Origin of the sequence: Fulvivirga kasyanovii (assembly GCF_009711405.1) — a bacterium.
Lineage (GTDB): Bacteria > Bacteroidota > Bacteroidia > Cytophagales > Cyclobacteriaceae > Fulvivirga > Fulvivirga kasyanovii.
Genome location: NZ_SMLW01000586.1, coordinates 1 through 23646, shown reverse-complemented (window position 1 = coordinate 23646; position 23646 = coordinate 1). Strand labels below are relative to the sequence as shown.

Below are 23646 nucleotides of genomic sequence, written 5' to 3'. Positions count from 1 at the left end.
TCTTCGCTCCTGATTTTACTTTTACTTTAGGCATTTTAAATATTTATTTTGATCTGTATTATTTCTTTGATTTTACCGGTTTAGGGGCGATGAACATCGTCATTCGCTTACCTTCCAGTTTAGGCAATTGCTCTACTTTACCATAATCTTCAAGCGCCTGTGCAAACTTCAATAAAAGTATCTCACCTCGCTCTTTAAAAACGATCGTCCGACCAACAAAGTGTACATACGCTTTTACTTTCGCCCCTTCTTTCAAAAACTTCTGGGCATGGTTCAGCTTAAAATTGAAGTCATGCTCTTCTGTATTAGGACCAAAGCGAATCTCCTTGATAACGGTCTTCTGAGCTTTCGCCTTAATTTCCTTCTGTTTTTTCTTCTGCTCGTACTTAAACTTCGAATAATCAATGATCTTACAAACCGGAGGGTCAGCCTTTGGAGAGATCTCAACGAGATCCAAATTCTGCTCCCTGGCCATTTTTAAAGCTTGTTCGATGGGATATACATCCACTTTTACATTCTCACCAACAACCCGTACCTGGCGTGCGGTGATCTTCGAGTTTACTTTATAGGGCTCCTCAACTCTCCCTCGAAAGCCCTTTTTCTGAAATTTTTGTTTGCTAATTTTAACCTCCTTAGTTTAATTCGAAAAAACAGGTTGCAAATATCGCTATATTATTTGAATAAGTCAATGTATATAGCTTTTTACAATTGTGCCATCCGGGACTAATTAAAGTCGGATGCACTCACTTGCTGAAAATGCTCTACAAATTCAGCCCACGGCATACTACCCAGGTCACCTTCTCCATGCCTTCTCACCGAAACACGGCCTTCATTCTGCTCCTTCTCTCCAACTATCAGCATAAATGGTACCTTTTTAACTTCGGCATCACGTATCTTCCTTCCAATCTTCTCGTCTCTATCATCAATGAAGCCTCTTATATCTTTTTCGCTCAGGTTGGTAAATACTTCCTGTGCATATTCGTGATATTTTTCGGAAATTGGAAGTATAGCTATCTGATCCGGCGCAAGCCATAACGGGAAATTTCCTCCACAGTGCTCTATCAATACCGCCACAAACCGCTCCATAGACCCAAATGGTGCCCTATGGATCATCACCGGACGGTGCTTTTGGTTATCTGCACCTGTGTACTCCAACTGGAACCTCTGAGGCAGGTTATAATCAACCTGAATGGTTCCCAATTGCCATTTACGCCCTAAGGCATCCTTCACCATAAAGTCTAATTTAGGACCGTAAAATGCAGCTTCTCCAAGCTCAGTCACAGTTTCCAAACCTTTCTCGTCAGCAGCTTCCTGAATTTCACGCTCTGCTTTTTCCCAGAGGGCATCTTCACCAATATATTTGGTTTTATTCTCGGGATCCCTAAGAGATACCTGAGCAGTATACTCCTTAAAACCCAGGGCTTTAAATACATAAAGCACAAGGTCAATTACTTTAACAAATTCTTCCTTCACCTGGTCAGGACGACAGAAAATGTGGGCATCATCCTGGGTAAAACCACGAACCCTTGTAAGTCCGTGAAGCTCTCCGCTCTGCTCGTACCTGTAAACCGTACCAAACTCGGCATACCTAACCGGCAAATCTTTATAAGAGCGTGGCTTATGCTTATATATCTCGCAGTGGTGAGGACAGTTCATAGGCTTCAATAAAAACTCCTCGTTCTCATTAGGTGTTTTTATAGGCTGGAATGAATCTTCACCATATTTCTCATAATGGCCTGATGTAACATAAAGTTCTTTGCTTCCGATATGTGGTGATACTACAGGATCATAACCTGCCTTCACCTGAGCTTTACGCATGAAGTTTTCAAGACGCTCCCTAAGGATGGTGCCTTTAGGCAACCATAGTGGTAAGCCCATTCCCACTTTTTCGGAAAAGGTAAATAGCTCAAGCTCTCTGCCCAGCTTCCTATGATCACGCTTTTTAGCTTCTTCCAGCCTCTCCAGGTGTTCTTTAAGCTCTTTCTGCTTAGGAAAAGAAACCCCATAGATCCGGGTCAACTGCTTACGTTTTTCATCTCCTCTCCAGTAGGCACCGGCAACGTTCATCAGCTTTATGGCCTTGATTACACCTGTATTAGGTACGTGAGGCCCACGGCAAAGGTCAACAAAGTTACCCTGCTCGTAAAAAGTGATTTTACCATCCTCCAGGTCCTGGATCAACTCAATTTTATATTCGTCGCCTTTCTCTTCAAAGTATTTTAAAGCATCGGTCTTGCTAATGTCTTTTCTTGTGAACTCACTCTTATTTCTGGCAAGCTCGAGCATCTTTTGCTCTACTTTCTCCAAATCATCTTCACCGAATACCTTATCCCCCAAATCCACATCATAGTAGAACCCATTTTCGATAGGTGGTCCGATCCCAAACTTCACGCCCGGATATAGTTCTTCAAGAGCCTCAGCCAAAAGGTGGGCTGAAGAGTGCCAGAAAGTGGATTTTCCTTCGTCATCATTCCAGGTCAACAACTGCACTGTTGCATCATTGTTAATAGGCCTGTTAGAATCCCAAACCTCTCCATTCACTTTTACAGAAAGCACGTTACGCGCAAGCCCTTCGCTAATGCTCATGGCTATGTCATGTCCTGTTACTCCCTGCTCATACTCCCTGACCGAACCATCAGGCAATGTAATTTTGATCATTATCTAAATCTGATTTCTTAATTATCTTCTAATTCCTTTTTCCGTACTGGAGGTGGCACATTTTTTATAGCCGAATCCATGGCTCTGCGCTGCTGCTCCAACCGCCACAAATATGCAACTTTTCTTTTCAAATTGTCCAATTCAGTAATAGCTAAATTAAATGTCGAATCTGATTCTACTATCATCTCATAAACATCTATAGCTTCCTGGTATTTTCTCAATTTATCCAACGACCTCGCTACTACCAATTGTGCCTCCAAAAACTCCTCGTTTTTCTCAAAAGCTCTTTCCGCCATCATCCTGGAAGAATCATATTCATCCATAAGATAATAGATGTTGGACAACTTATACAAATCCATGTAATTGTCCCTGACAGAAGTTATATGTTTAAAAACTTGTACTGCACTGTCCAGTTGTCCTGATCGCTGCAGCAAATTTCCTTTTTTCTCAAGGAAATCCATATTTTCAGGTTCAAGATCAATAAGCTGGTTCACAAGAGCAAAAGCTTTATCTTCATTATTTCGTGCTATGTTTATGTCAGTAAGCGCTATCAATGGTTTTATATAGGACTTGTCCAGTGCAATAGATTTTTCAAAATTGTCAATGGCCTGGATTGTATCTCCGAGTGACAGCATTACCTGCCCTTTCAATGCATATGACTCTGCGGACTGATTAATACCGGTAAGCCGGTTAATAGCTTCACGTGCCTTATCATTCATGCCAAGTCGCAGGTACTCTTCAGCTATTATTTTATACAAATCGTGATTGACATTGCCCATGCTCTCAGCAATCAGCAAGGCTTTAATAGCAGCATCCGGCTGGTTTAGCTTCTGATGTACCCTGCCCTCCATGAAATGATACTCCGAGTAGTCTCCTTTAAGGTCTACAGCTTTTTTTATATTTTGAAGGGCATGGTCATAATTCGCCTGATCAAAATATACTTTGCTTAACTGATAAAACACTTCCGGATTATCTGGCTCGTCATCGGCCAAATCAGTTAGATACTCTAATGCTTCACCAGCTTTTACATTTATTTCCGTAGCAAGCAATGCATCTTTGGAATGCTCGACACATCCGGTAAAAAGCATAGCAGATATACAAAAAACAAAAAGCTTATTCTTCAAAGACATCAAATATTAAAACTGGCCTACACAAAAATAACGGAATGGTTAAGGGATAAAAATCAACGCTGATTTTAATTTCAAAAAAATCAACATGGTGGCCCAATTAAGATTGCAACACTTTCTATCCTCTGCTTTAATTCGCTATAAAATAAACTGGAAGCTAATTTTAACACCAAATTTATCAACGTCAGGATTATCCAGATAATTCAGCCTGTGCAGGAAATCCACCCGCAGGACTTTAAGGATGTTTTCAACACCGTACCCCACTTCAACATACGGTTCATTTTTCCGGAAAGATCCAATGGGCTCTACCACAGCCCCATCCTCGGTAAACTCAGGGATCAACGCTCTGTTTTCATCACTCAATTCACCATAAATGACATTGGCAGTTGCCAGTAACCTCCATTTTAACTTCTTCATGAGTGGTATCCTGTTCAGCAGGAATCCTTCGAAATGGTGGTTATACTTCAGGTAGGCATAGCTATCACTGGCAAACTCTGAGAAGTTCATCAGGTTAAATGCCGCAGTGGTATAAAATATGGACTCATTACCGATATGGGCTTTAAGTAAAGGGTACGGCAGGGTTTCAAATATGTGTTCTCCTGTAATAGAGAAACTTGAGGTACCGAAAAAGCCCATTTTCATGTTCTTCGCAATGTTTATACCCAGCTTGTTGTAATTAAAATCACTGTTAAGCACTCCCTTTAGCCCTCTGGTATACCTGAGCGTTACCACTGGCCATTTTTGCGTACCCAGGCTTATTCTTTCATTATCATTCTGAACAAAAACTTCATCTTTGGCAAACCGTGTTTCCAGCACCACTTCGGAAGTCTGAAAATTGGAAGCAATAGGGGAATCCGTCTGCTCCGGGTCAGTATAATATGCAAAGTTGTACAGAGGATCGAAAGTACGATACTGGAAGCTGGCTTTTTGGGTCAGCCCTTTAAAAACTTCTCTCTGAAAGCTGACCTTGGCCTGATGATATTTGTAGGGCCTGATCAGGTTTCCAAACTTTGTGGCTGCCAGGAAGATATAATTGTCCAGCAGGTCATCGGCAGATAACCCTACCTGGTCTATATCTTTGGTATACTCCGCCCGCAGTAAAGTCCAGCGGTCGCGATCAACTATCATTTCAGCAAATCCGCTATATTTAAAAGACTCATCTTCGGTACCATAGGCTATCCTGCCACCAAAAACATACTTATTACTAAAGTCAATATTGGTTCTTGCCCCTATTTGAAAACGGTGGCCTTCAACCGTGTTATTAGCATACAATGACAAATACGGGCCTACATCAAACTTGCCAACTTTCTTATAGCCATTGATAGCCACTTTAAGGATTTCGGTATAGGTTTTTACTACAGGGATATTCTTTAAGGTGTCAATCATTTTGTACACACTCAGTTCTGTAGGGGTCAATGGCTCATGCCTGTGGCTGTCCCAGAAACTATTGTCATTACCTATCTTGAAATCTTCTGCCACTTCAATGGGCTGGGCATAAAACTTAAGGTCTTGCGGCATATTGACCTCTACGTTTTTATTGGACGTGTAAAACTTGGCCAAAACTCCTGCCATATCCTTGGTGACCTCGCCAATATCCAATAGCACCCTGTTTTTTACCGGTATCCACGGCCCTGCTGCGGTTGGTGCCAGCTCCTGCTGGATCTTGATTTTTTCGACGTAGTTCAGGTTAGCGGTAGATGAAACCGTAGCATCAATTTGCTTTAGGGCATATTCTTTTTTTGTGATCCACATGGTACCCTTAAAGGCAAGGTCCTGCTCACTTTTAGGGAAAAAGTCGAGTCTGTAGCAATAGTCGTCACCTACATAGGCACTATCCGTAAGATCATACTCGTAGTATAATCGCCAGCCGTCGGCAATCGGGGACACAAACTCTTTGCTGACAATATTGAGCCAGTTTTGATAGAAATTATATTCCTGAAACGATGAACCTATAAACTGTGAAACCAGCGTACCATCTTCAATACCAACTCCTGTGATTTTTGTTTTCAGGATCTTCTCATGCTGAAGCTTGGGGTTGTTGCGATAGTAATATTCTGATAAGCTCTCCGAAATAAATACCGGCAAAACAGGTTTACCGTCCTCTCCCGCTATCCGCTCCACACTATCCATCACCGTGGTGATCTTTTTCATGATCTTACGCTTACGGAATTTCTCAGAGATATTGTCTACATCTATCTCTATCTTGGTATACGTCTCATACTGGTAAGCCTCCAGAGACCTTTTATTATTCTTGTCCTTATTTTTCACCACCTTGCGCATGATCTCAAAGGCCGGATTTTCGCCAGCAACAAATACCACTTCCTGCAGGCTAAGCACATTCTCCTCAAGCTGATAATTAATAGTCTGCGTCACTCCTTTTTTTACTGCCTTGGTCTTGGTAATGTACCCAATGTAGGATGCAGTGAGCGAGTCGGTCGGTTGTAAGGTTTCAAGGCGGTAATTACCTTCGAAATCAGTGGTTGTACCTATACTAGTGCCTTTAAATACAATATTGGCAAAAGGTACGGGATCACCCGAATTGGCATCTGTTACTTTTCCTGATACTACAGTTTTCTGAGTATACCCTGAAAATGAAAGAAGAAGAAAGAGGCTGAAAAGTAATAGCCTGAGAGATTTAACGTGTTCCAATTTTCAATTAAAAAATTAATAGCATGAATTTACTTTTACCGAAATCAGATGTCAAGGGTTTCCTTTTTGCCTAAAAATTTTGGCTCCCGATTTATTATGTAAAGATCCCACACTGCAAGCATTCGTGCAAGATATTCTCTAAATTGTACTCTTAATGATTTTTCAACTTCATTAGTAGTCATCACCACTGAATTCATTTCATAATAGTTACTGATAAACAGGGCCCTATAGCTGTGAAAAGGCTGGGTAATGATGATTACATGATCCTGTCCGAAAATCTTTTTACATCTCACGATAGAGTCTAAAGTACGAAATCCGGCGTAATCCAGTGTAATATCATCGGATGGCACCCCCAACTTTACCAGTGCCCTTCTCATTTTTTCAGGTTCATTATAGTACCTGGTAGCATTATCTCCGCTTACCAGTATATGTTTTACTTTTCCAGTGTGATACAACTCTGCAGCCGTTTGCATCCGTTCATGAAAGTAAGGATTAGGGTTGCCGTTGATCAATCGGTGGCTGGTACCGAGCACCAGCGCTACCTGGGCAGGTTCCACCTCTTCAATATCATTGTAGATGTCACTAACCGTACTTAGATAAACCCATAAATTGATTATGAGTATAATTGCAAACGCCACTAGTACGGTATACCCTATTGCCTTAAGTATGATCTTTACGAAACACATGACTCAGTTTCAACGAAAAATCTTCATGAATGATTTAACGATTTTAAAAATTGTTTCTCAAGAATTTCCGATCGACTGACAATAGTTCTATACCAGTTAAGTTTAATCTCGTTTTTTTCGTCTTCAGTTAATGTCCAGTTTATCTCTGATCTGAATAATTTTTCGATAAGGATATTGGCACAAATCGCGGCACTCACCGAAATATTCAGACTTTCACTAAAGCCGTACATCGGTATAGTGACCAATCCATCTGCCTGGCTTTTGGTAAATTCGGATATTCCGGTTATTTCAGTACCAAACACCAGGGCTATTGGTTCACTGATGTCAACATCATGAACAGAAAGACAGCCTTTATCCGGAGAGGTTGCCATTATTTTGTAACCTTTCTTCCGGAGAGTATCAAAACAGGCTTTCGTATTGTTTTCAGCCTCCTGATAATGATGGACATTTACCCATTTGGAAGCCCCATGAACCACCCTGGGATTGAGTTCAAATGAGTGTTTGTTTTCTATAACATGGAGGTCCTGTATCCCAAAACAATCGCAGGTGCGCACGACCGCGCTGGCATTCTGCGATTGGTAAATATCTTCCAGCACAAAGGTTAAGTGCCTTGTTCTTCTCGACAAAACTTCGTCAATCAGACCCTTTTTATGTTCGGTCACATAGGTGCTTAAAAAATCCAGTACCTTTAACGAAGTTTGGTCCATCATGCTTAAAAATCCAACTCAATGGTGTCACCAATGCCATAGTCACCATCGTCTTTACCTTTTGTTGTGCCAGAGCTTCTTTCTACCCCCTTGCCTTCTTCATTTTCGTTCTCTTCCTCATCTCCATCTTCCTTTTGAGCTTTGCCTAGCTTTTCAAAATCCTCTCCACCCAGATATTTCACCTTTTTAATGCTCTCTGAATGCAGCTTGTTTCCAATCGCTTTCCACCCTTTTACCTCGATTAGCTCATTAAGTGCCAACTCTTCAGTAAATTTATCTTTGCTCTTACTTTTGACGTACTCTACTTCAACCAGTGGTTTGTCCTTGGTGGATACTGCAATAAGTTTTGACCCGGAAGCTTCGCTAATGAATCCAAAAGCTTTGTTGACCGATGTAGTTTCAATTTTGAATCGCTTCACAAAATAATTCTTACTGTCCCCATCATAATGCACTGCTGAAATCACCTTTTCAGGATCAAACCGCTCAATCAACATCACTTTATTAGGATCATACCTGTTGGTCAGCTCATATGAAGTCAACTCATAGGTACCATCTTTATAAATCACCAGAATATTGTCATCACCATTAAAGTTGCCGATATGTATACCTCTTTCATCCTTGTTTAACCTGCCAACAACTTCATCGTACCATATATCCAGACCGCTAAGGGTTGATACACCCTCTGACTTCAATTCTATCTTTCTTACCGGGTATTTAGTCAGGATATTACCACCTGCTCCCCGGCCTTTGATTTCCAGATCAGCAAAATCAAAATCAAAGACCTTTTTTCTGGCCGAACTCCCGGAGGTAAGCTTTACATTGATTACCTCAGCTTCTCCGTTAGGGTTAGCACTCAAATACAGTACTTTTGATCCTTTATTGCCTTTGGTAAGGTCATACTCTTTATCACGGGTCACTGCCGTTACATTGAACCGCTTGATCATGGAGCGGCCTGTTTTTCCATCCACATACACCAGGTTATAGGTCATGCGCTCGTCCCCTTTCTTCCATACCCCCACATGCAGAATACCTTTGCCCATAAACACCTTCTCGGATATTCTGGAAACGACACATTTACCGTCCTTCCGGATAACGATGATATCATCCAGGTCCGAACAGTCTGTTACAAACTCGTCTTTCTTAATTCCATACCCGACGAAGCCATCTTCACGGTTTACGTACAACTTTTGGTTATTAGCAGCTACGATAGTAGTGTCGATGGAGTCAAATGATTTTATCTCTGTTTTCCTCTCCCGGCCTTTGCCATACTTTTCAAGCAGTTTGCTATAGTAGCCGATGGCATAGTCAGTAATGTGTGCAAGGTTATACTCGGTCTCTTTCAGCTCCTCTTCAAGTCTCTTCAACATCTCGTCAGCCTTAAACGAGTCAAACTTAGAAATACGTTTGATTTTAATCTCAGTAAGCCTTACGATATCTTCTTCAGTAATCTCCCGGTAAAATTGTGGTTTATATGGATCCAGGCCTTTATCAATCGTTTCAATTACTGCTTCCCAGGTTTCACACTCTTCAATATCCCGGTAAATCCTATTTTCGATAAATATCTTTTCCAATGAAGAAAACAGTATTTTCTCCATCAGCTCATGCTTCTTGATCTCAAGCTCCTGGGTAAGCAGGTCTACCGTCTGGTCTGTATTGACCTGGAGTATCTCCTCCACACCCATGAAGTGGGGTTTTTCACCGATGATCACACATGCGTTGGGTGATATGGAAACCTCACAATCAGTAAATGCATAGAGTGCATCTATGGTAATGTCAGGAGACTGCCCGGGAGCCAATGATACCAGTATTTCAACATCTTTAGCAGTATTATCCACTACCTGTTTGATCTTGATCTTGCCTTTGTCATTGGCTTTGATGATAGATTCAATCAAACTTGTGGTAGTAGTGCCATAGGGTATGTCCTTTATGACAAGGGTCTTCTTATCGTATTCTTCGATTTTGGCCCTCACCTTCACTTTTCCTCCGCGAAGCCCATGGTTGTATTCGGAAAAATCGGCCATACCTCCTGTAGGGAAGTCAGGGTAGATCTTTACTTTTTTGCCTTTAAGCAGGTCTATGGAGGCTTTGATCAACTCACAGAAGTTATGAGGTAATATCTTTGTGGAAAGGCCTACAGCAATACCTTCAACACCCTGAGCCAAAAGCAATGGAAATTTAACCGGTAAGGTAACAGGCTCTTTTTTCCTGCCATCATATGAGAGCTGCCATTCCGTGGTCTGAGGATTATAAACTACATCAAGGGCAAACTTTGATAAACGTGCCTCAATATACCTGGGTGCGGCGGCACCGTCACCCGTTCTTATATCACCCCAGTTACCCTGAGTCTCAATTAACAGGTCCTTCTGCCCCAGGTTTACAATAGCATCACCGATGGAAGCATCACCATGTGGGTGGTACTGCATGGTACTACCAATAACATTGGCAACTTTATTGAAACGCCCATCATCCATTTCTTTGAGGGCATGCATGATACGCCTCTGTACAGGTTTGAACCCGTCCTGAATAGCGGGTACCGCCCTCTCAAGTATTACATACGATGCATATTCAAGAAACCAGTTCTGATACATACCCGATACGGGGATGACATCATGGATTTTGTCTTCATCTTTATGCTCGCCCAATCCGTTATCGTTGCTATCTAAATTATCCTCTGCCATTTTCTGTTTAAAAAATCCTTTTAGAATAACGCCTTCAAAAGCAGATTACTCCTTTCAAAGGCCATTCCTATATAAAATTAAGCTACTAATTCTTCTACCAGGTCTTTTTCAATACGTAGGTTATCTACAATAAAACCTTGCCTTTCCGGTGTGTTTTTGCCCATATAGAACGACAATAGCTGACCAATGGTGGTCTCTTTGTTCAAAATAATAGGGTCTAAGCGTATATCTTCGCCAATAAAATTGCCAAATTCCTCCGGTGAGATTTCGCCAAGGCCTTTAAAACGCGTGATTTCAGGTTTGCCTCCCAGCTTATTAATGGCCTCTCTTCGCTCTTCATCCGAATAGCAATAAATGGTTTCCTTCTTGTTTCGTACCCTGAAAAGCGGCGTGTCCAGTATATACACGTGCCCTTGCTTGATCAACTCGGGAAAAAACTGAAGGAAGAAAGTCAGCAACAACAATCGAATGTGCATGCCATCAACATCAGCATCCGTTGCAATTACGATCTTTCTATACCTCAATCCTTCAATACCATCTTCTATGTTCAGTGCATGTTGCAAAAGGTTAAACTCCTCGTTTTCATACACTACTTTCTTGGTCAGATTAAAGCAGTTTAATGGCTTACCTCTTAAGCTGAATACTGCCTGCGTCTGCACATCCCTTGATTTGGTGATAGAACCACTAGCAGAATCTCCCTCAGTGATGAAGATCATGGTTTCGTCGGTCCTGTCTCCCTTTTTGTCGTTATAGTGTACCCTGCAGTCCCTTAGTTTTTTATTGTGAAGGTTAGCCTTCTTGGCCCGGTCGTTGGCCAGTTTTTTGATTCCGGCTATTTCCTTTCTTTCCCGCTCCGATTGCAGTATTCTTTTCAAAAGGGCATCTGCCACCTCCGAGTTTCTGTGCAGGTAATTGTCAAGTTCTGTTTTGAGGAAGTCATTTACAAATGTCCTCATGGTAGGCCCGTCGGGACCAACATTCTGAGATCCGAGTTTGGTCTTGGTCTGCGACTCAAATACCGGCTCCTGAACTCTCACGGCTATGGCTCCTACAATGGAAGCCCTGACATCCGTGGCATCAAAATCTTTTTTATAAAAATCACGAACTGTTCTCACAATAGCCTCTCTGTAAGCGGCCAGGTGAGTACCTCCGTGCGTTGTATTCTGTCCGTTTACAAAGCTGTAATATTCTTCGCCGTACTGGTTGCAATGGGTAAGTGCGACTTCTATGTCACTGCCTCTCAGATGTATAATAGGATACCTCAGGTTCTCAACATCGGTCTTGCGCTCCAACAAATCTTTCAGGCCATTTTCTGAGTGAAATCTCTGTCCGTTAAAATTAATGGTAAGGCCGGCATTCAGAAAAGCATAGTTCCAAATGAGATCATTCAGGTATTCGGGTATAAAATGGAAATTTTTGAATACCGTTTCATCAGGTTCAAATACTATTAATGTGCCGTTCCTGCCACTTGAACTGGTGACTTCCTTATCATTAACAATATTACCTTGCTTAAATTCAGCCACTTTGGTCTGACCGTCCCTGTACGACTGCACTTTAAAGTAATTAGAAAGTGCATTTACAGCTTTGGTACCTACTCCATTCAATCCTACTGATTTTTGGAAGGCCCCTGAATCGTACTTACCTCCTGTGTTTATTTTGGATACACAATCCACCACTTTGCCCAGAGGGATGCCTCTACCATAATCCCGCACCTCTACCCTATGGTCCGTGATCTTGATGTCAATGGTTTTACCATATCCCATCATATGCTCATCGATACAGTTATCTACCACCTCTTTAACAAGGACATAAATACCATCATCCTGAGCTGATCCATCACCTAACTTGCCAATGTACATCCCCGGCCTGAGCCTGATATGCTCTTTCCAGTCAAGGGATTTAATACTGTCTTCGGTATATTCAAAATTATTCTCTACAGCCATTTATTTAATATTATGTCTTTTTCCCGACAGGCGAATAAACACCAATTTTAAGATTAATTCAAGCATTTAAAAGAAATGAATTCATCGGGTATTTCCAGTAAGAATTTACATAGAAATACCTAAATATCAGATAATTAGATCATTAGTCAACATTAATTGACCAGAAAATTATCATGAGGATGCCTGGTGCCTGATCAACAACACCGGAAGGGCAATCATCCAAATAACTATCAATCCCAATGCCACATAGATCATGTAACCAAAGTTATCGTAGTTAAAGTTCTCTCCGCTGTTGAACAGTGATATAAAATTCCAGATCACTATAAAAAAGAAGTTGAAGACACCTGCAAGGCTTAGCTGCCAGTTGGTCATCAGCGTGTTGGTTGATTTGCGGCGGTATCTTAAAGACCTGGAAACTGTGTATAAGGAAAAATTAGCGATAACCAGGGCGGCAAGCGATAGATAGAAAAAGGCCTCCCTCCCCATATATGACATACCTCCTGCCTCTCCGATTTGATAGGCCACCTGCTCCGGAAGGCCTGCATAAATATACAACAGCACTGCCAAACCAACAATTAAAGAAAGAAACCAGAAAGCTTTAATCAACCGCGTCATATAAAGTAAAATTTTTGTGCGAAGTTATATTTTTATTTAAAACAGAAGGACGCAATTGCTAATTTTCTTACCTCTCCAGGTCATACTCATCCAAAATCACCCTCCATTCCCTTCCATTTATCTCACTGAGTAATACTGGATTGATCCTGCTCCTCAGCTCACTATTTTTGGGCAACGAAAAGCTGTAATACTGGGTTGCAAATTTTGAAGGTATGACGACAACTTTAGAGTTAAGATCAAGGTTCCTGATTGTATATTTCATGATGGGTTCATCATAAACCACAGCATTTACTTCCTCATTGGCCAATTGCTCCAGTGCTGTTTTCAGATCACCTGCCACTTCGTGCGGTATGTTGTTGTTTTCCAGATATTGTTGCCCCGAAGATGCCCTTACGGCCAGGGTATTTACTTTCTTGAGGTCTCTGGGGCCTTTTACCGCAAATTCCAGTTCATTGACGGTAAGTGACGAGGCTATACTTGCTGTAAAACCACTGATAATAATGATAGCAGTGAACATCCATATAAGTGCTACAACTCTTCCCCCGATAGTCTTGGGAGATTTGTCACCATATCCTACAGTGGTCATGGTTACGGCCGACCACCATAAGCCATTCCATATGCCTCTCATACCGGGACCAAACTCTTCCTTATTGTGGTGCCTTTCAAAAAGCCAGACCAATATACCAAAGCTCAGCAGTACCATCAATAGTAGCAATATTGCTTTCAGGAACTGCAACGAAAAGAAATTGGAGAGGAATGACAGCCACTTATTTTGCTGGGTCTTATCGACGGCTATAGCGAGATTGGTGATAAAAAATGGTTGAGTAAAATCAAATTGCTCTACGCGCTGACTGGTAACGGTCAAAGGGTTGATACATACATCTACATCACCCTGTTGCAAAGCACCCAGCAGGCCATTCAGGTCATACTCTTTATATTCGAAGTCCAGTCTGAGTTCTTTGGCTATGTTCTCCCAAAGGGCAACACTGATGCCGGTATACTGTCCGTTTTGCTGCCTTACAATAAAAGGTGGGGTGTGTTTTACACCTATGATCAGCTTTTTGTTCTCCTGCTCTGTTTCCTGAGCTGTAAGCGTATGCAGGCCTGTAAGTATTAAAATTAATAAAATGGTGAGTGTTCTGATAAGCATTTTTTATCGGGGTTCATCTTTTTATTGATTCTATTTATAAAACTAATGTTAGCCAGACCATGCCATTTTACCAAACCCTGTTTTAAAAAACCGAGATTTAAACTAAATTTATTTAAGTTTAGTTTTTATTAAAAGCGCCCCCTATGGATATTAACCCAATTGTTCTCTCCATTCCAATCTATTTCCTGCTCATTGGAATTGAACTGATCATTCAGCAGGTCTCCAATAAAAAGATCTACCGGCTCAATGATGCCGTAACCAATATCAGTTGCGGCATAACGCAGCAACTCACCGGAATCTTCCTGAAGGTCGTTGGTGTCGGAGTATATTACCTGGTTTATGAATATCTGGCCATATTTGAGATACCTTCCAACTGGTTGACATTTATCATCTTGTTCTTTGCTGTTGATTTCTGTTACTACTGGGCTCACAGAATGAGCCATGAGATCAATCTTTTCTGGGGTGGCCATGTGGTACACCATCAGAGTGAGGACTACAACTTCTCTGTAGCCCTCCGCCAGGGAAGCTTTCAGATCCTATGGACGTTTGCGTTTAATCTTCCGCTGGCAGTCATCGGGTTTGATCCGGTAAACTTCGTACTTGTATCCGCATTGGTTACAGTATATCAGTTCTGGATCCATACGGAGACCATCGGTAAAATGGGCTTTATTGAAAAATTCATGAATACCCCCTCTCACCACAGGGTACACCACGGCCGGGACCCAAAGTATATCGATAAAAACCACGCCGGCGTCTTTATCATCTGGGATAAGATGTTCGGCACGTTTCAGGAGGAAGAAGAAAGGCCAACCTATGGAATTACAAAACCCATCAATAGCTGGAACCCTGTTTGGGTAAACCTTGACCACTACGTATGGATGTGGGGCTATTTAAAAAAGATACCTAAGTGGAAAGACCGGTTAAAGTTTATGTTTTACAAACCCGGCTGGTTTCCTGAATATATGGGCGGGTACCAGGCTGCACCTGAAGTGGATAAGACCCGGTATAAAAAGTTTGATACCCTTTCCCCTACCCCACTAAATCTCTACGTGCTTTTTCAATACTTACTGGCATTGGGTGCCACGGCTTTCTTCCTGTTTCAACAGGCAAACTTTGCTACCTGGGAAAAAGTAGCTTTTGTGACGGCCATCATTCTTACTATTATGAACTGCGGGGCTTTGTTTGAAATGAAGAACTGGGTATGGCTACTGGAAAAGGTAAGGATATTAGGCTTATCAGCGGGTGTAATTACTATCTCTTATTATTTAAACCTGAACTTCTGGTTTATCATTGTTTCTATCGCTTACTTTGTCGTGTCGATGAGCTGGATGATCCTGCTCAATTTTTCTGTAAATAAGAATCAATCTCTAGTTACCGTAGAAGAATCTTGAAACTAAAGTACTGCGTTTTCCTGGGCATCATAGTGCTCCTTTACTCGTGTGATAAGCCCGTAGACCTTCCTGATTTTGATGAAAGCCAATGGCAAAGCGACCATCATGGTTGCTCAGGTGTCAGGCTGCAAATGCTGGATAACCTTGAACAAGCCAAAGAGCACATCAAAGGCCTTAGTGAAGATGAGGTAGTCCGGGTTTTGGGCAAGCCAGACAAAAATGAACTCTATAAACGTAATCAGAAATTTTACATTTATGAGATTGACAATGCTGAGGAATGCGGGCAAAAGACTGAGGGGGCTGATCATGTTTACCTGAATATCCGCTTCAATGCTACGGGACTGGCTAAGGAGGTGTTGGTATATCGCGATTAGGCGTTCTTAGGCAAGTGAACCACTTTCTTACCTGTAAACCTGCCATTTAACTACCTGTTCTATAAGAAGAAATGGGAAATAAAGTTCTATAAGCCGTTCTGCTAACTTCAAAAGACGAGTTAATTCCTATCATCTGGAGGCTTACCTGACTACATCCATGGAATACAGGCTAAAGCATAAAATCTCAAATAAGTCGAATCCTTCCTGTCTGTAAACTGTTAAGGAAATAAGGGGACTTTATTTTCTCCTTTTTTTTTCGTAAATTATAATCAATCTAATTCTGATTTTATATGAGCAGTATACAATTTCACCCCAACGAACTTCTTTTGATCTATCATGATCCAAGTTCCAGTACAAGCAAACAGACACGGGCTTATGCACGATCAGTGAGCAACCATATCAACGAGGTAGACTTACATAATGTACGTTTTACCACTACTTTATGGAAGGAGATCATCAACATGCTGGGCTGCAAACCCAAAGATCTGCTTGACAAGTCTAATCCCGAATATCAGGCTAAGGTAAGGGGCAATACTTTTACCATGTCAGGATGGCTGGAAGTGCTTATGAATAATCCTCATTTGCTGAAAGCACCTATTGCTGTATTTAATAATAAGGCGGTTCTGTGCCAAAAGCCGACAGATATTCTTAAGCTTGAGGTAAACAGCAGGAGTTCATCAAAGGTACCTCCACACCTTCGTCCCAGAGTTATTGAATAGCATCCGGTCCTGACACGGTCAGGTCCAGATAAACCGAGTCCTGTTGTAGCAGTAACTCGAATATGTAGGTATGCGGATTGTAAGCATTTGATTTAAAATGCTCAAAATTTCCCATGCTTTCCCCTTTATAATAAACTACAAATACATTACGCCCTCTTGCTTCGAAAAGAGCCTCTGTTTCATGCCCATTTTCAAATACAGTAACTGTATCTGTAGTAACTTCCGAAGTCCAATCTATTCTAACCAGTGCAGGGTTGGTTTCACCTCTTGCGTGTAACAATATATGATTGGCAAAGAAAGCTCTTCTAATGTTATCTTTGTTTAGGTACGCTATTATGAATACAGCCGAACAAACACCAATTACCCAAAGGAAAGCCTTCATTTTAAACGGATGCCATCAGGTTCAATATTGATAACCTGGTCTTTATACAAACCTCCTATAGCCTTTTTAAAAGCCTTTTTACTCATATTAAACACGCTGGTGATATCATCGGGTTCTGACTTGTCATGGTACGGCAAGAAACCGTCATTTTCACGCAGAGCTTCTAAAACAACCTCCCTGTTTTTATCTATAGCCTCTACCCCTGCCGGAGTGAGAGAAAGGTCAATTTTCAGGTCTTCTCTTATTTTTTTGATGTAACCAGTTTTCTCATCACCTACACTTATAGGTTCAAACACTTCATTACGATAGATCAGGCCTTTGTGTTTGTTGTTGATGACGGCCGAATAACCAGCATCGGTTTCCGCATAGATCAGCAGACCGACCCGATCTCCTTCTTTTAGCTCTCCCAGGTTTGCATTACTCAGGAAGGTATTGATCTTACTCACCCCGATCAGGCGATCAGATTTATAGTCGAGGCATATCCTTACAATATAGTTATGCCCGACCCGGAAAGGTGTATGCTGCTCTCTGTTGGGTACAAAAAGGTCTTTTTCGAGTCCCCAATCCATGAATGCCCCGTGGGGTGTAATATCCTTGGCCTTTAGCGACACAAAATCACCTACTTTGCCCTTAGGTTCCAATGTTGTGGCCAAAAGCCTGTCTTCGGAATCTTTATGTATAAATACCCTGAGAATATCTCCCACTTCGGTGCCTTCGGGCACATACTTCAACGGCAAAAGGATTTCACCAAGTTCAGAGTTCAGGTATACTCCAAAGTCTACTTCTTTGGCTACCTCCAGTTCGTAATAGTTACCTATTTCCATAGCCACAAAGCTACACAAAAAGGAGCAGCCAACAGGCATGCATTAAACAGCTCCGCCATTCTTTTCACGGATGGCATCCCTGATTTCCATCAGCAACTGTTCCTGGCTTGTGGGGCCCTTTTCAGCTTCGGCAGGCTCTTCCTTTTTCTTCTTTAAATAGTTGTTATAGATTTTTGCCACTGCAAATACTGCCAGAGACACAATAAAAAAGGTAATGATATGGTTCAGAAAGGTGCCATAGTTAATAGTAACCTCCTGCATTGTACCATCTTCCAGTGTTTTCTCCCCAATCACATAATTGAGCCTGGAAAAATCTACCCCGGCAATAAGTTGCCCTACCGGGGGCATAATGATGTCATCTACAAATGATTTGACAATGGCACCGAAGTAGGTAGCCATAATCAGTCCCACGGCCAATTCTACCACATTGCCCCGGGATATAAACTTTTTAAACTCTTTGAACATGTTAGTATACTTTATTTGAACTAATCTTCTCAAATACAATTAATGATAATTGATTGTTCACGAAATCGTTTGCAACCATTCCATCCCTGCCAAAACTTCCTATCTTTGCCCGGCCATAAACTTTAACCAAAACACAACAATTCATGAAAAATATAGCCGTAATCGGATCGGGAACCATGGGAAATGGTATTGCTCACGTATTCGCACAAAACGGATACAATGTATCGCTGATTGACATTTCTGCAGATGCATTGAAAAGGGCACTCGCCACGATTGAAAAGAACCTTGACAGACAGATCAAGAAAGAAGCGATCACTGAGGACGACAAGAAGAACACACTCTCAAACATTACTACTTTTACATCGACCGAAGAGGGTGTGAAAAATGCCGACCTTGTGGTGGAAGCTGCTACGGAGAACATTGATCTCAAACTTAAAATATTCCGTGACCTGGATAAGGTATGTGGTGCTGATACTATACTTGCCACCAACACTTCCTCTATCTCCATAACTAAAATAGCGGCTGTAACCGAAAGGTCTGACAAAGTTATCGGCATGCACTTTATGAACCCTGTGCCTGTAATGAAGCTGGTAGAGGTGATCAGAGGATATAATACTACAGATGAGGTAACTGCAGCTATAATGGAGCTTTCAAAGAAGCTTGGCAAGGTACCTGTAGAGGTCAATGACTACCCCGGCTTTGTTGCCAACCGCATTTTGATGCCTATGATCAACGAGGCCATCGAGTCGTTGTATGAAGGCGTAGCCGGTGTTGAAGAAATTGATACGGTAATGAAACTTGGAATGGCACACCCTATGGGGCCTCTTCAACTGGCCGATTTTATTGGTCTGGACGTATGTCTTTCAATCCTCAATGTACTTTACGAAGGCTTTGGAAATCCTAAATATGCACCTTGCCCATTGCTGGTAAATATGGTGGAAGCCGGACATAAAGGGGTAAAATCAGGAAGCGGTTTTTATAGCTGGGGACATGGCACTAAAGACCTGATCGTAGCTGACCGCTTTGCAAAATAGTGCGGTTTACTGTTCTTAGTTTCTTAGTTCACAGTTGATTAAGAGTCTTGGTTTCCGGTTTTCAGTACATTAAGAAATGAAACTAAAAACCGGAAACCTTTAAAAGACATTAACGTAACAACCCCTCTACTATACTCCCAGCACTGTAAACCAAGAACTGTAAATAGAATGAACTATAAACGTAAACCGATCAAATCACTTACAATATTTATTGATGATTTCGGCTGCATTGCTAGCACCCAATGATTTGGCCATTGTCAGGTCAGTGCAGGCTCTGCTGGTTTGTTTGAGGTGGATGCGCAGTAAAGCTCTTGATAAATAGGCATCTGCATATTCTTTATCTACACTTATTGCTGCATTGTAAGCAGCCATAGCTTCATTGAGCTTTCCTAGCTTTTGGTATGCCTTTCCTTTTAGGGTGTGGGCTACGGGATTATTCTCGTTTAGCTTCAAAGTCTTATCGGCATAGAATACGGTATTTTCATAATCTTGCTGCCTGTAGTAAAAATCGCTCGTCACGCTCAGGTAAGCATTTACATTCAAAGGATCTTCTTTAATGATCTTATGAAAATCTGCCAGGGCTTTTTCATGTTGTCCTAACTCCTCATAAGCACGGCCTCTGTTGTAAAGGGACTTAATATGTGTAGGTTCCAATTTCAGGTATTCGGTATAAGCTGCAACAGCCTCTTTGTATTGGCCTTGTTTGAAATACTGGTCTCCAATATCTGAGCGTTCGTCTTTACATGCGCTGGCTCCCAACAAGAACAAAAAAATCAGTATGAATGAATTTCGCATTGGTTCAAATAACAGTTTTTGAAATAAAAAAATAGTGGCTAATCAGGTATGATCGCCACTCAGGGTGCAAAGGTAACAATATTCTGTCAAATAGATGTTAAAAATTCACTGACGGCTTTCCAGTAGCTACCAGCATCGGGATATTTGCTCCATAATGCTTTAGCCCCATGGTTACCAACACTTTGAGGCAGGAAGTATGTCTTTTTCCCGGAAGGGATCGCTACATAGATCCCCCACCAATTGTTCTTTTCGTCACGTGCTGAGGTTATAAAAGCCGGCTGAGTAATATTGATGGCACTTGAAGTGATGTAATCCCTGGCTTTACCTTGCGAAGTAAAATACTCGCCAGGGGAAAAAGCCAGCACTGCATCTATTTTATCCTTATGGTCGCCGCACAACTTAAGCGCCAGTGAAGCGGAGTAGGAACTTCCCCAGGCTATAAGTTTCCCCTGGGCATAATTCTTTCTTGCATAATCCACGGCAGCGAGCATGTCCGGAATGGCATCCACATACTGGGTCTCTTTCATAGCTTTCAGGGCATTCTGTTTAGTTATGTTAGAGACATCATTAACGCTGTTACCTGAACGGAGGTCTACGGCCATACAGTTGTACCCCATGCTGTTTAACCTGGGAGCAATCTCTGCATACTCGCCCCTGCTCCAGTTGGCCTGATGAAAAAGCACTATGAACGGAGCCGTTTTGGGATGGTTGAAGTAGAGATCTGCGGCCATCTCCAAACCATCGGCAGATTTAAAGCGGATGGTTTCGCTTTGCGCTAACGATGCTCCATATGTAAAGCCGAATAGACATAAGACAACAATCAGTAGATAACGCTTCATAGGTTTTGGTCGGTAAGAAGGCAATCTACAACATTATTATTTTTCTAGGAAATTTTATTGGATTATACTCACCTCATTTCTGAGGTTTTTGTAGCCCGAAAGCTCCACTCCGGTGCTGCCAATAAACATTTTAGCTTCCACTTTCAAGGGTATTTTATTTTTATCATCGGATATCCAGGCGTAGATAGAATCCTCTCCGTCAAACAGCTTATTCTCCGGCATGATCGGAGCCAGCTTTATAGAGTTGAATTTACCTGCTTTGGTTTTAATTACCTCTTTGCCTTTGTACCTAACATCCAGCTCGTAAAAGGTATCTTCAAAAAATCCCTTCATGGTGAAAATGTCACCTTCATTCATTTTAGAGAAATCAATGGTTCGTAGATAAAGGTACCCTGCCAGCATATCCCTGATATTCTCGGGAGCGGAGTAGTAGTTAGGCTCTTTGTATTCACCGGTTTTCTTATCCTTCACCTTTGCCTCTATAAGGTTGGTGCGATGGTCAAAGCGGATGATTTCGTTTTTACGATAGTTACCCTCCTTGATATTACGATAAGAGATGTGTGGTACCAGGGCAGCGGTATCCACATAGGCTCCCCAGTGGTCATCTACCTTGGCAACCCAGTCTACCATACCGGTGGTCTTGCCATAGATATCCACTTTATAGCAATCCCGATGGTTGATGCGGTAATAATTATCGCGAATGAGCATTTTGGCACTACCAATACTGAAAATCCCGAAGGAAACCTTGTAGTCGAGTTCTTCGCCTTTTTGAAAGCTCTCATGGGCTACTACCTCGTAGACATCTTCATCGCCAGTGGTGAAAGAGCTTAGGATGATGGTGATAAAAAACAGAGTAACAAAGTTTTTCATGTCTGTACTAGTTTAAGAAAGGGCACCTTGCGGTGCCTTTTAATTACTTTATACCAGTTACCCCTACAAAGTAAATGCCAGATCAGACGGCTACGTCATTTTCCCTGAGTGCCTGATTAAGAGAAGTTTTCTTATCGGTGCTTTCTTTACGCTTACCAATGATCAGGGCACAAGGCACCTGGTATTCTCCTGCGGGGAACTTTTTGGTATATGAACCCGGAATAACCACTGATCGTTCCGGCACGTATCCTTTTGTTTCTACCGGCTCATCTCCGGTTACATCTATGATCTTTGAGCTGGCGGTTAACACCACATTGGCTCCGAGTACAGCTTCTTTACCAACCCTCACACCTTCCACAATAATGCAGCGCGAACCGATAAAGGCATTGTCCTCGATAATGACTGGTGCCGCCTGTACAGGCTCCAATACACCTCCAATACCTACACCTCCACTGAGGTGAACGTTCTTCCCTATCTGGGCGCAGCTTCCCACAGTGGCCCAGGTATCTACCATGGTACCTTCATCTACATAAGCTCCGATGTTTACATATGACGGCATCATTACCACGCCTTTGTTTACGAAAGATCCGTAGCGGGCAATGGCATGAGGCACCACTCTAACTCCAAGCTTTTCGTAGTTATTTTTGAGTTTGATCTTATCATGAAATTCGAAAGGCCCCACTTCAATGGTCTGCATTTTCATCAGTGGAAAATAAAGGATCACCGCCTTTTTAACCCACTCATTGACTAACCAATCTTTGCCATTAGGTTCGGCCACTCTCCTTACCCCCTGATCCAGATCACCTACTATTGTTTTAACGGCAATTTGTACATCTTTTTCTTTTAGTAAGGAGCGATCCTCCCATGCATTTTCTACAATTTCTTTTAAATCCATCAGCTATTATTGATTAATCTTTTATTATTACTGTTAATGAAAAAACACAAACTTGTCATAGCATCGGTGCTTAAACCGGTCGACGATACCAGGATGTATGAAAAACTTGGGCTTTCGTTGGGCCAAACAAATAAATATGAAATTAATATCATAGGGTTTTATGTAAAAAAACTTCCCAAAGCCGGGAACATAAAATTTCATCCTCTTTTCAAATTCAAAAGACTTAATATTTCCCGCCTGGTAGCACCCTTAAAATGCTTCAAAAAATACCTTCAATTAAAGCCGAAACTCATCATTATCAATACCCATGAATTACTGATAGTTACGATCCTATACAAAATTTTATTTGGAACCAAGATCATTTACGACATCCGGGAAAACTACTTTAGAAACATACTATACACCAACAGTTTTCCGTATATTTTAAGACCGCTGATTGCCGGTTATGTCAGGAGCAAAGAGTACCTCAGCAGGCTCTTTTTTGACCACTACTTTCTAGCCGAAAGACAGTACGAAAAAGAGTTCAGTTTCTCCCGTGGAAAGAGTACTATAATTGAGAACAAGTACAAGCCTATCGACCTCAAAACCGAGGATAAAAAAAAGACAAGAAACACCCCTGAAATCAACCTCATATTTACCGGTACAATAGCAGAAAGCACAGGCGTTTTTGAGTGTATTAATTTCGCAAAAAAACTTCACAAAAAAGACCCTTCCGTGAGGTTGAAAATTGTTGGGTACTGCTCCATTTCTGCAACACTCAACTGGCTAAAAAAAACTATTGAGCACACCGACTTTATAGAGCTTGAAGGAGGGGAAAAACTGGTCGCTCACAACAAGGTTTTGCA

General features: G+C 41.7%; 22 protein-coding genes. 5 read left to right on the top strand and 17 right to left on the bottom strand.

Annotated elements, in window-relative coordinates:
• Window positions 1–58 precede the first annotated feature (58 nt).
• The 10 genes from infC to E1163_RS16465 form a co-directional block, all read right to left on the bottom strand.
• Window positions 59–622, bottom strand: a complete 564-nt coding sequence (gene infC / locus E1163_RS16510; protein WP_343033853.1) for a translation initiation factor IF-3 — start codon at window positions 620–622, stop codon at window positions 59–61.
• Window positions 623–723: 101 nt separating this feature from the next.
• The gene (gene thrS, locus E1163_RS16505) at window positions 724–2658 is read right to left on the bottom strand and encodes a threonine--tRNA ligase (protein ID WP_155173561.1); all 1935 of its coding nucleotides are present in this window, start codon (window positions 2656–2658) and stop codon (window positions 724–726) included.
• Between the two features lie 17 nt (window positions 2659–2675).
• Entirely contained in the window at window positions 2676–3782 is a 1107-nt protein-coding gene (locus E1163_RS16500) for a tetratricopeptide repeat protein (protein ID WP_185156116.1), read from the bottom strand.
• Between the two features lie 141 nt (window positions 3783–3923).
• Entirely contained in the window at window positions 3924–6434 is a 2511-nt protein-coding gene (locus tag E1163_RS16495) for a DUF5686 and carboxypeptidase-like regulatory domain-containing protein (RefSeq protein ID WP_155173559.1), read from the bottom strand.
• Between the two features lie 44 nt (window positions 6435–6478).
• Window positions 6479–7120, bottom strand: a complete 642-nt coding sequence (locus E1163_RS16490; RefSeq protein WP_155173558.1) for a SanA/YdcF family protein — start codon at window positions 7118–7120, stop codon at window positions 6479–6481.
• Window positions 7121–7143: 23 nt separating this feature from the next.
• Window positions 7144–7830: a TrmH family RNA methyltransferase gene (locus E1163_RS16485; RefSeq protein WP_246223731.1), complete on the bottom strand. Its 687-nt coding sequence runs from the start codon at window positions 7828–7830 to the stop codon at window positions 7144–7146.
• A gap of 2 nt (window positions 7831–7832) precedes the next feature.
• Complete coding sequence (locus E1163_RS16480) at window positions 7833–10505, bottom strand: DNA gyrase/topoisomerase IV subunit A (RefSeq protein ID WP_155173557.1); 2673 nt, start codon at window positions 10503–10505, stop codon at window positions 7833–7835.
• Window positions 10506–10582: 77 nt separating this feature from the next.
• Window positions 10583–12448 carry a DNA topoisomerase IV subunit B gene (locus E1163_RS16475; protein ID WP_155173556.1) on the bottom strand — a complete coding sequence of 622 codons (1866 nt, stop codon included), beginning with the start codon at window positions 12446–12448 and terminating at the stop codon, window positions 10583–10585.
• Window positions 12449–12619: 171 nt separating this feature from the next.
• Complete coding sequence (locus E1163_RS16470; protein WP_155173555.1) at window positions 12620–13063, bottom strand: hypothetical protein; 444 nt, start codon at window positions 13061–13063, stop codon at window positions 12620–12622.
• Window positions 13064–13130: 67 nt separating this feature from the next.
• Window positions 13131–14213 carry a transporter substrate-binding domain-containing protein gene (locus tag E1163_RS16465; RefSeq protein ID WP_155173554.1) on the bottom strand — a complete coding sequence of 361 codons (1083 nt, stop codon included), beginning with the start codon at window positions 14211–14213 and terminating at the stop codon, window positions 13131–13133.
• 143 nt (window positions 14214–14356) lie between these two features.
• Here E1163_RS16465 and E1163_RS16460 point away from each other — a divergent pair, with 143 nt between their 5' ends.
• From E1163_RS16460 to E1163_RS16450, 3 genes are all read left to right on the top strand, one after another.
• Window positions 14357–15604, top strand: coding sequence for a sterol desaturase family protein (locus E1163_RS16460; protein WP_155173553.1), 1248 nt, complete (start codon window positions 14357–14359; stop codon window positions 15602–15604).
• Complete coding sequence (locus tag E1163_RS16455; RefSeq protein WP_155173552.1) at window positions 15601–15978, top strand: hypothetical protein; 378 nt, start codon at window positions 15601–15603, stop codon at window positions 15976–15978. Before E1163_RS16460 ends, E1163_RS16455 begins: the two co-directional genes overlap by 4 nt.
• A gap of 290 nt (window positions 15979–16268) precedes the next feature.
• The gene (locus E1163_RS16450) at window positions 16269–16697 is read left to right on the top strand and encodes an arsenate reductase family protein (RefSeq protein ID WP_155173551.1); all 429 of its coding nucleotides are present in this window, start codon (window positions 16269–16271) and stop codon (window positions 16695–16697) included.
• On the opposite strand, the gene E1163_RS16445 is transcribed toward E1163_RS16450, so the two are convergent.
• From E1163_RS16445 to mscL, 3 genes are read right to left on the bottom strand one after another with little or no spacing between them, the layout of a single operon-like run.
• On the bottom strand, window positions 16687–17079 hold the full coding sequence (locus tag E1163_RS16445; RefSeq protein ID WP_155173550.1) for a hypothetical protein: 393 nt from the start codon (window positions 17077–17079) through the stop codon (window positions 16687–16689). The two genes, E1163_RS16450 and E1163_RS16445, sit on opposite strands and share 11 nt — an antisense overlap.
• Window positions 17076–17903 carry a CvfB family protein gene (locus E1163_RS16440; protein WP_155173549.1) on the bottom strand — a complete coding sequence of 276 codons (828 nt, stop codon included), beginning with the start codon at window positions 17901–17903 and terminating at the stop codon, window positions 17076–17078. The genes E1163_RS16445 and E1163_RS16440 overlap by 4 nt, the downstream gene beginning before the upstream one ends.
• 42 nt (window positions 17904–17945) lie before the next feature.
• Window positions 17946–18368 carry a large-conductance mechanosensitive channel protein MscL gene (gene mscL, locus E1163_RS16435; RefSeq protein WP_155173548.1) on the bottom strand — a complete coding sequence of 141 codons (423 nt, stop codon included), beginning with the start codon at window positions 18366–18368 and terminating at the stop codon, window positions 17946–17948.
• A 143-nt stretch (window positions 18369–18511) separates the two neighbouring features.
• Between mscL and E1163_RS16430 the strand changes: the two genes are divergently transcribed.
• Window positions 18512–19402: a 3-hydroxybutyryl-CoA dehydrogenase gene (locus tag E1163_RS16430; RefSeq protein ID WP_155173547.1), complete on the top strand. Its 891-nt coding sequence runs from the start codon at window positions 18512–18514 to the stop codon at window positions 19400–19402.
• A gap of 195 nt (window positions 19403–19597) precedes the next feature.
• Here E1163_RS16430 and E1163_RS16425 read toward each other — a convergent pair whose 3' ends face one another.
• From E1163_RS16425 to E1163_RS16410, 4 genes are all read right to left on the bottom strand, one after another.
• Window positions 19598–20197 (bottom strand): tetratricopeptide repeat protein, encoded by a 600-nt coding sequence (locus tag E1163_RS16425; protein ID WP_155173546.1) that lies wholly within the window; start codon window positions 20195–20197, stop codon window positions 19598–19600.
• Between the two features lie 86 nt (window positions 20198–20283).
• Window positions 20284–21036, bottom strand: a complete 753-nt coding sequence (locus E1163_RS16420) for an alpha/beta hydrolase (RefSeq protein ID WP_155173545.1) — start codon at window positions 21034–21036, stop codon at window positions 20284–20286.
• 54 nt (window positions 21037–21090) lie between these two features.
• On the bottom strand, window positions 21091–21906 hold the full coding sequence (locus tag E1163_RS16415; protein WP_155173544.1) for a DUF3108 domain-containing protein: 816 nt from the start codon (window positions 21904–21906) through the stop codon (window positions 21091–21093).
• Window positions 21907–21988: 82 nt separating this feature from the next.
• On the bottom strand, window positions 21989–22801 hold the full coding sequence (locus E1163_RS16410) for a 2,3,4,5-tetrahydropyridine-2,6-dicarboxylate N-succinyltransferase (protein ID WP_155173543.1): 813 nt from the start codon (window positions 22799–22801) through the stop codon (window positions 21989–21991).
• A 36-nt stretch (window positions 22802–22837) separates the two neighbouring features.
• Between E1163_RS16410 and E1163_RS16405 the strand changes: the two genes are divergently transcribed.
• Window positions 22838–23646 (top strand): glycosyltransferase family protein (locus E1163_RS16405; protein WP_155173542.1); only part of this gene is annotated, 809 nt, incomplete at its 3' end.

Bases quoted from the DNA above. Each gene is read 5' to 3' on its own strand.
- thrS (WP_155173561.1), bottom strand. From the start codon at position 2,658: ATGATCAAAATTACATTGCCTGATGGTTCGGTCAGGGAGTATGAGCAG.
- E1163_RS16490 (WP_155173558.1), bottom strand. From the start codon at position 7,120: ATGTGTTTCGTAAAGATCATACTTAAGGCAATAGGGTATACCGTACTA.
- E1163_RS16485 (WP_246223731.1), bottom strand. From the start codon at position 7,830: ATGATGGACCAAACTTCGTTAAAGGTACTGGATTTTTTAAGCACCTAT.
- E1163_RS16480 (WP_155173557.1), bottom strand. From the start codon at position 10,505: ATGGCAGAGGATAATTTAGATAGCAACGATAACGGATTGGGCGAGCAT.
- E1163_RS16475 (WP_155173556.1), bottom strand. From the start codon at position 12,448: ATGGCTGTAGAGAATAATTTTGAATATACCGAAGACAGTATTAAATCC.
- E1163_RS16470 (WP_155173555.1), bottom strand. From the start codon at position 13,063: ATGACGCGGTTGATTAAAGCTTTCTGGTTTCTTTCTTTAATTGTTGGT.
- E1163_RS16465 (WP_155173554.1), bottom strand. From the start codon at position 14,213: ATGCTTATCAGAACACTCACCATTTTATTAATTTTAATACTTACAGGC.
- E1163_RS16460 (WP_155173553.1), top strand. From the start codon at position 14,357: ATGGATATTAACCCAATTGTTCTCTCCATTCCAATCTATTTCCTGCTC.
- E1163_RS16450 (WP_155173551.1), top strand. From the start codon at position 16,269: ATGAGCAGTATACAATTTCACCCCAACGAACTTCTTTTGATCTATCAT.
- E1163_RS16445 (WP_155173550.1), bottom strand. From the start codon at position 17,079: ATGAAGGCTTTCCTTTGGGTAATTGGTGTTTGTTCGGCTGTATTCATA.
- E1163_RS16440 (WP_155173549.1), bottom strand. From the start codon at position 17,903: ATGGAAATAGGTAACTATTACGAACTGGAGGTAGCCAAAGAAGTAGAC.
- mscL (WP_155173548.1), bottom strand. From the start codon at position 18,368: ATGTTCAAAGAGTTTAAAAAGTTTATATCCCGGGGCAATGTGGTAGAA.
- E1163_RS16430 (WP_155173547.1), top strand. From the start codon at position 18,512: ATGAAAAATATAGCCGTAATCGGATCGGGAACCATGGGAAATGGTATT.
- E1163_RS16425 (WP_155173546.1), bottom strand. From the start codon at position 20,197: ATGCGAAATTCATTCATACTGATTTTTTTGTTCTTGTTGGGAGCCAGC.
- E1163_RS16420 (WP_155173545.1), bottom strand. From the start codon at position 21,036: ATGAAGCGTTATCTACTGATTGTTGTCTTATGTCTATTCGGCTTTACA.
- E1163_RS16415 (WP_155173544.1), bottom strand. From the start codon at position 21,906: ATGAAAAACTTTGTTACTCTGTTTTTTATCACCATCATCCTAAGCTCT.
- E1163_RS16410 (WP_155173543.1), bottom strand. From the start codon at position 22,801: ATGGATTTAAAAGAAATTGTAGAAAATGCATGGGAGGATCGCTCCTTA.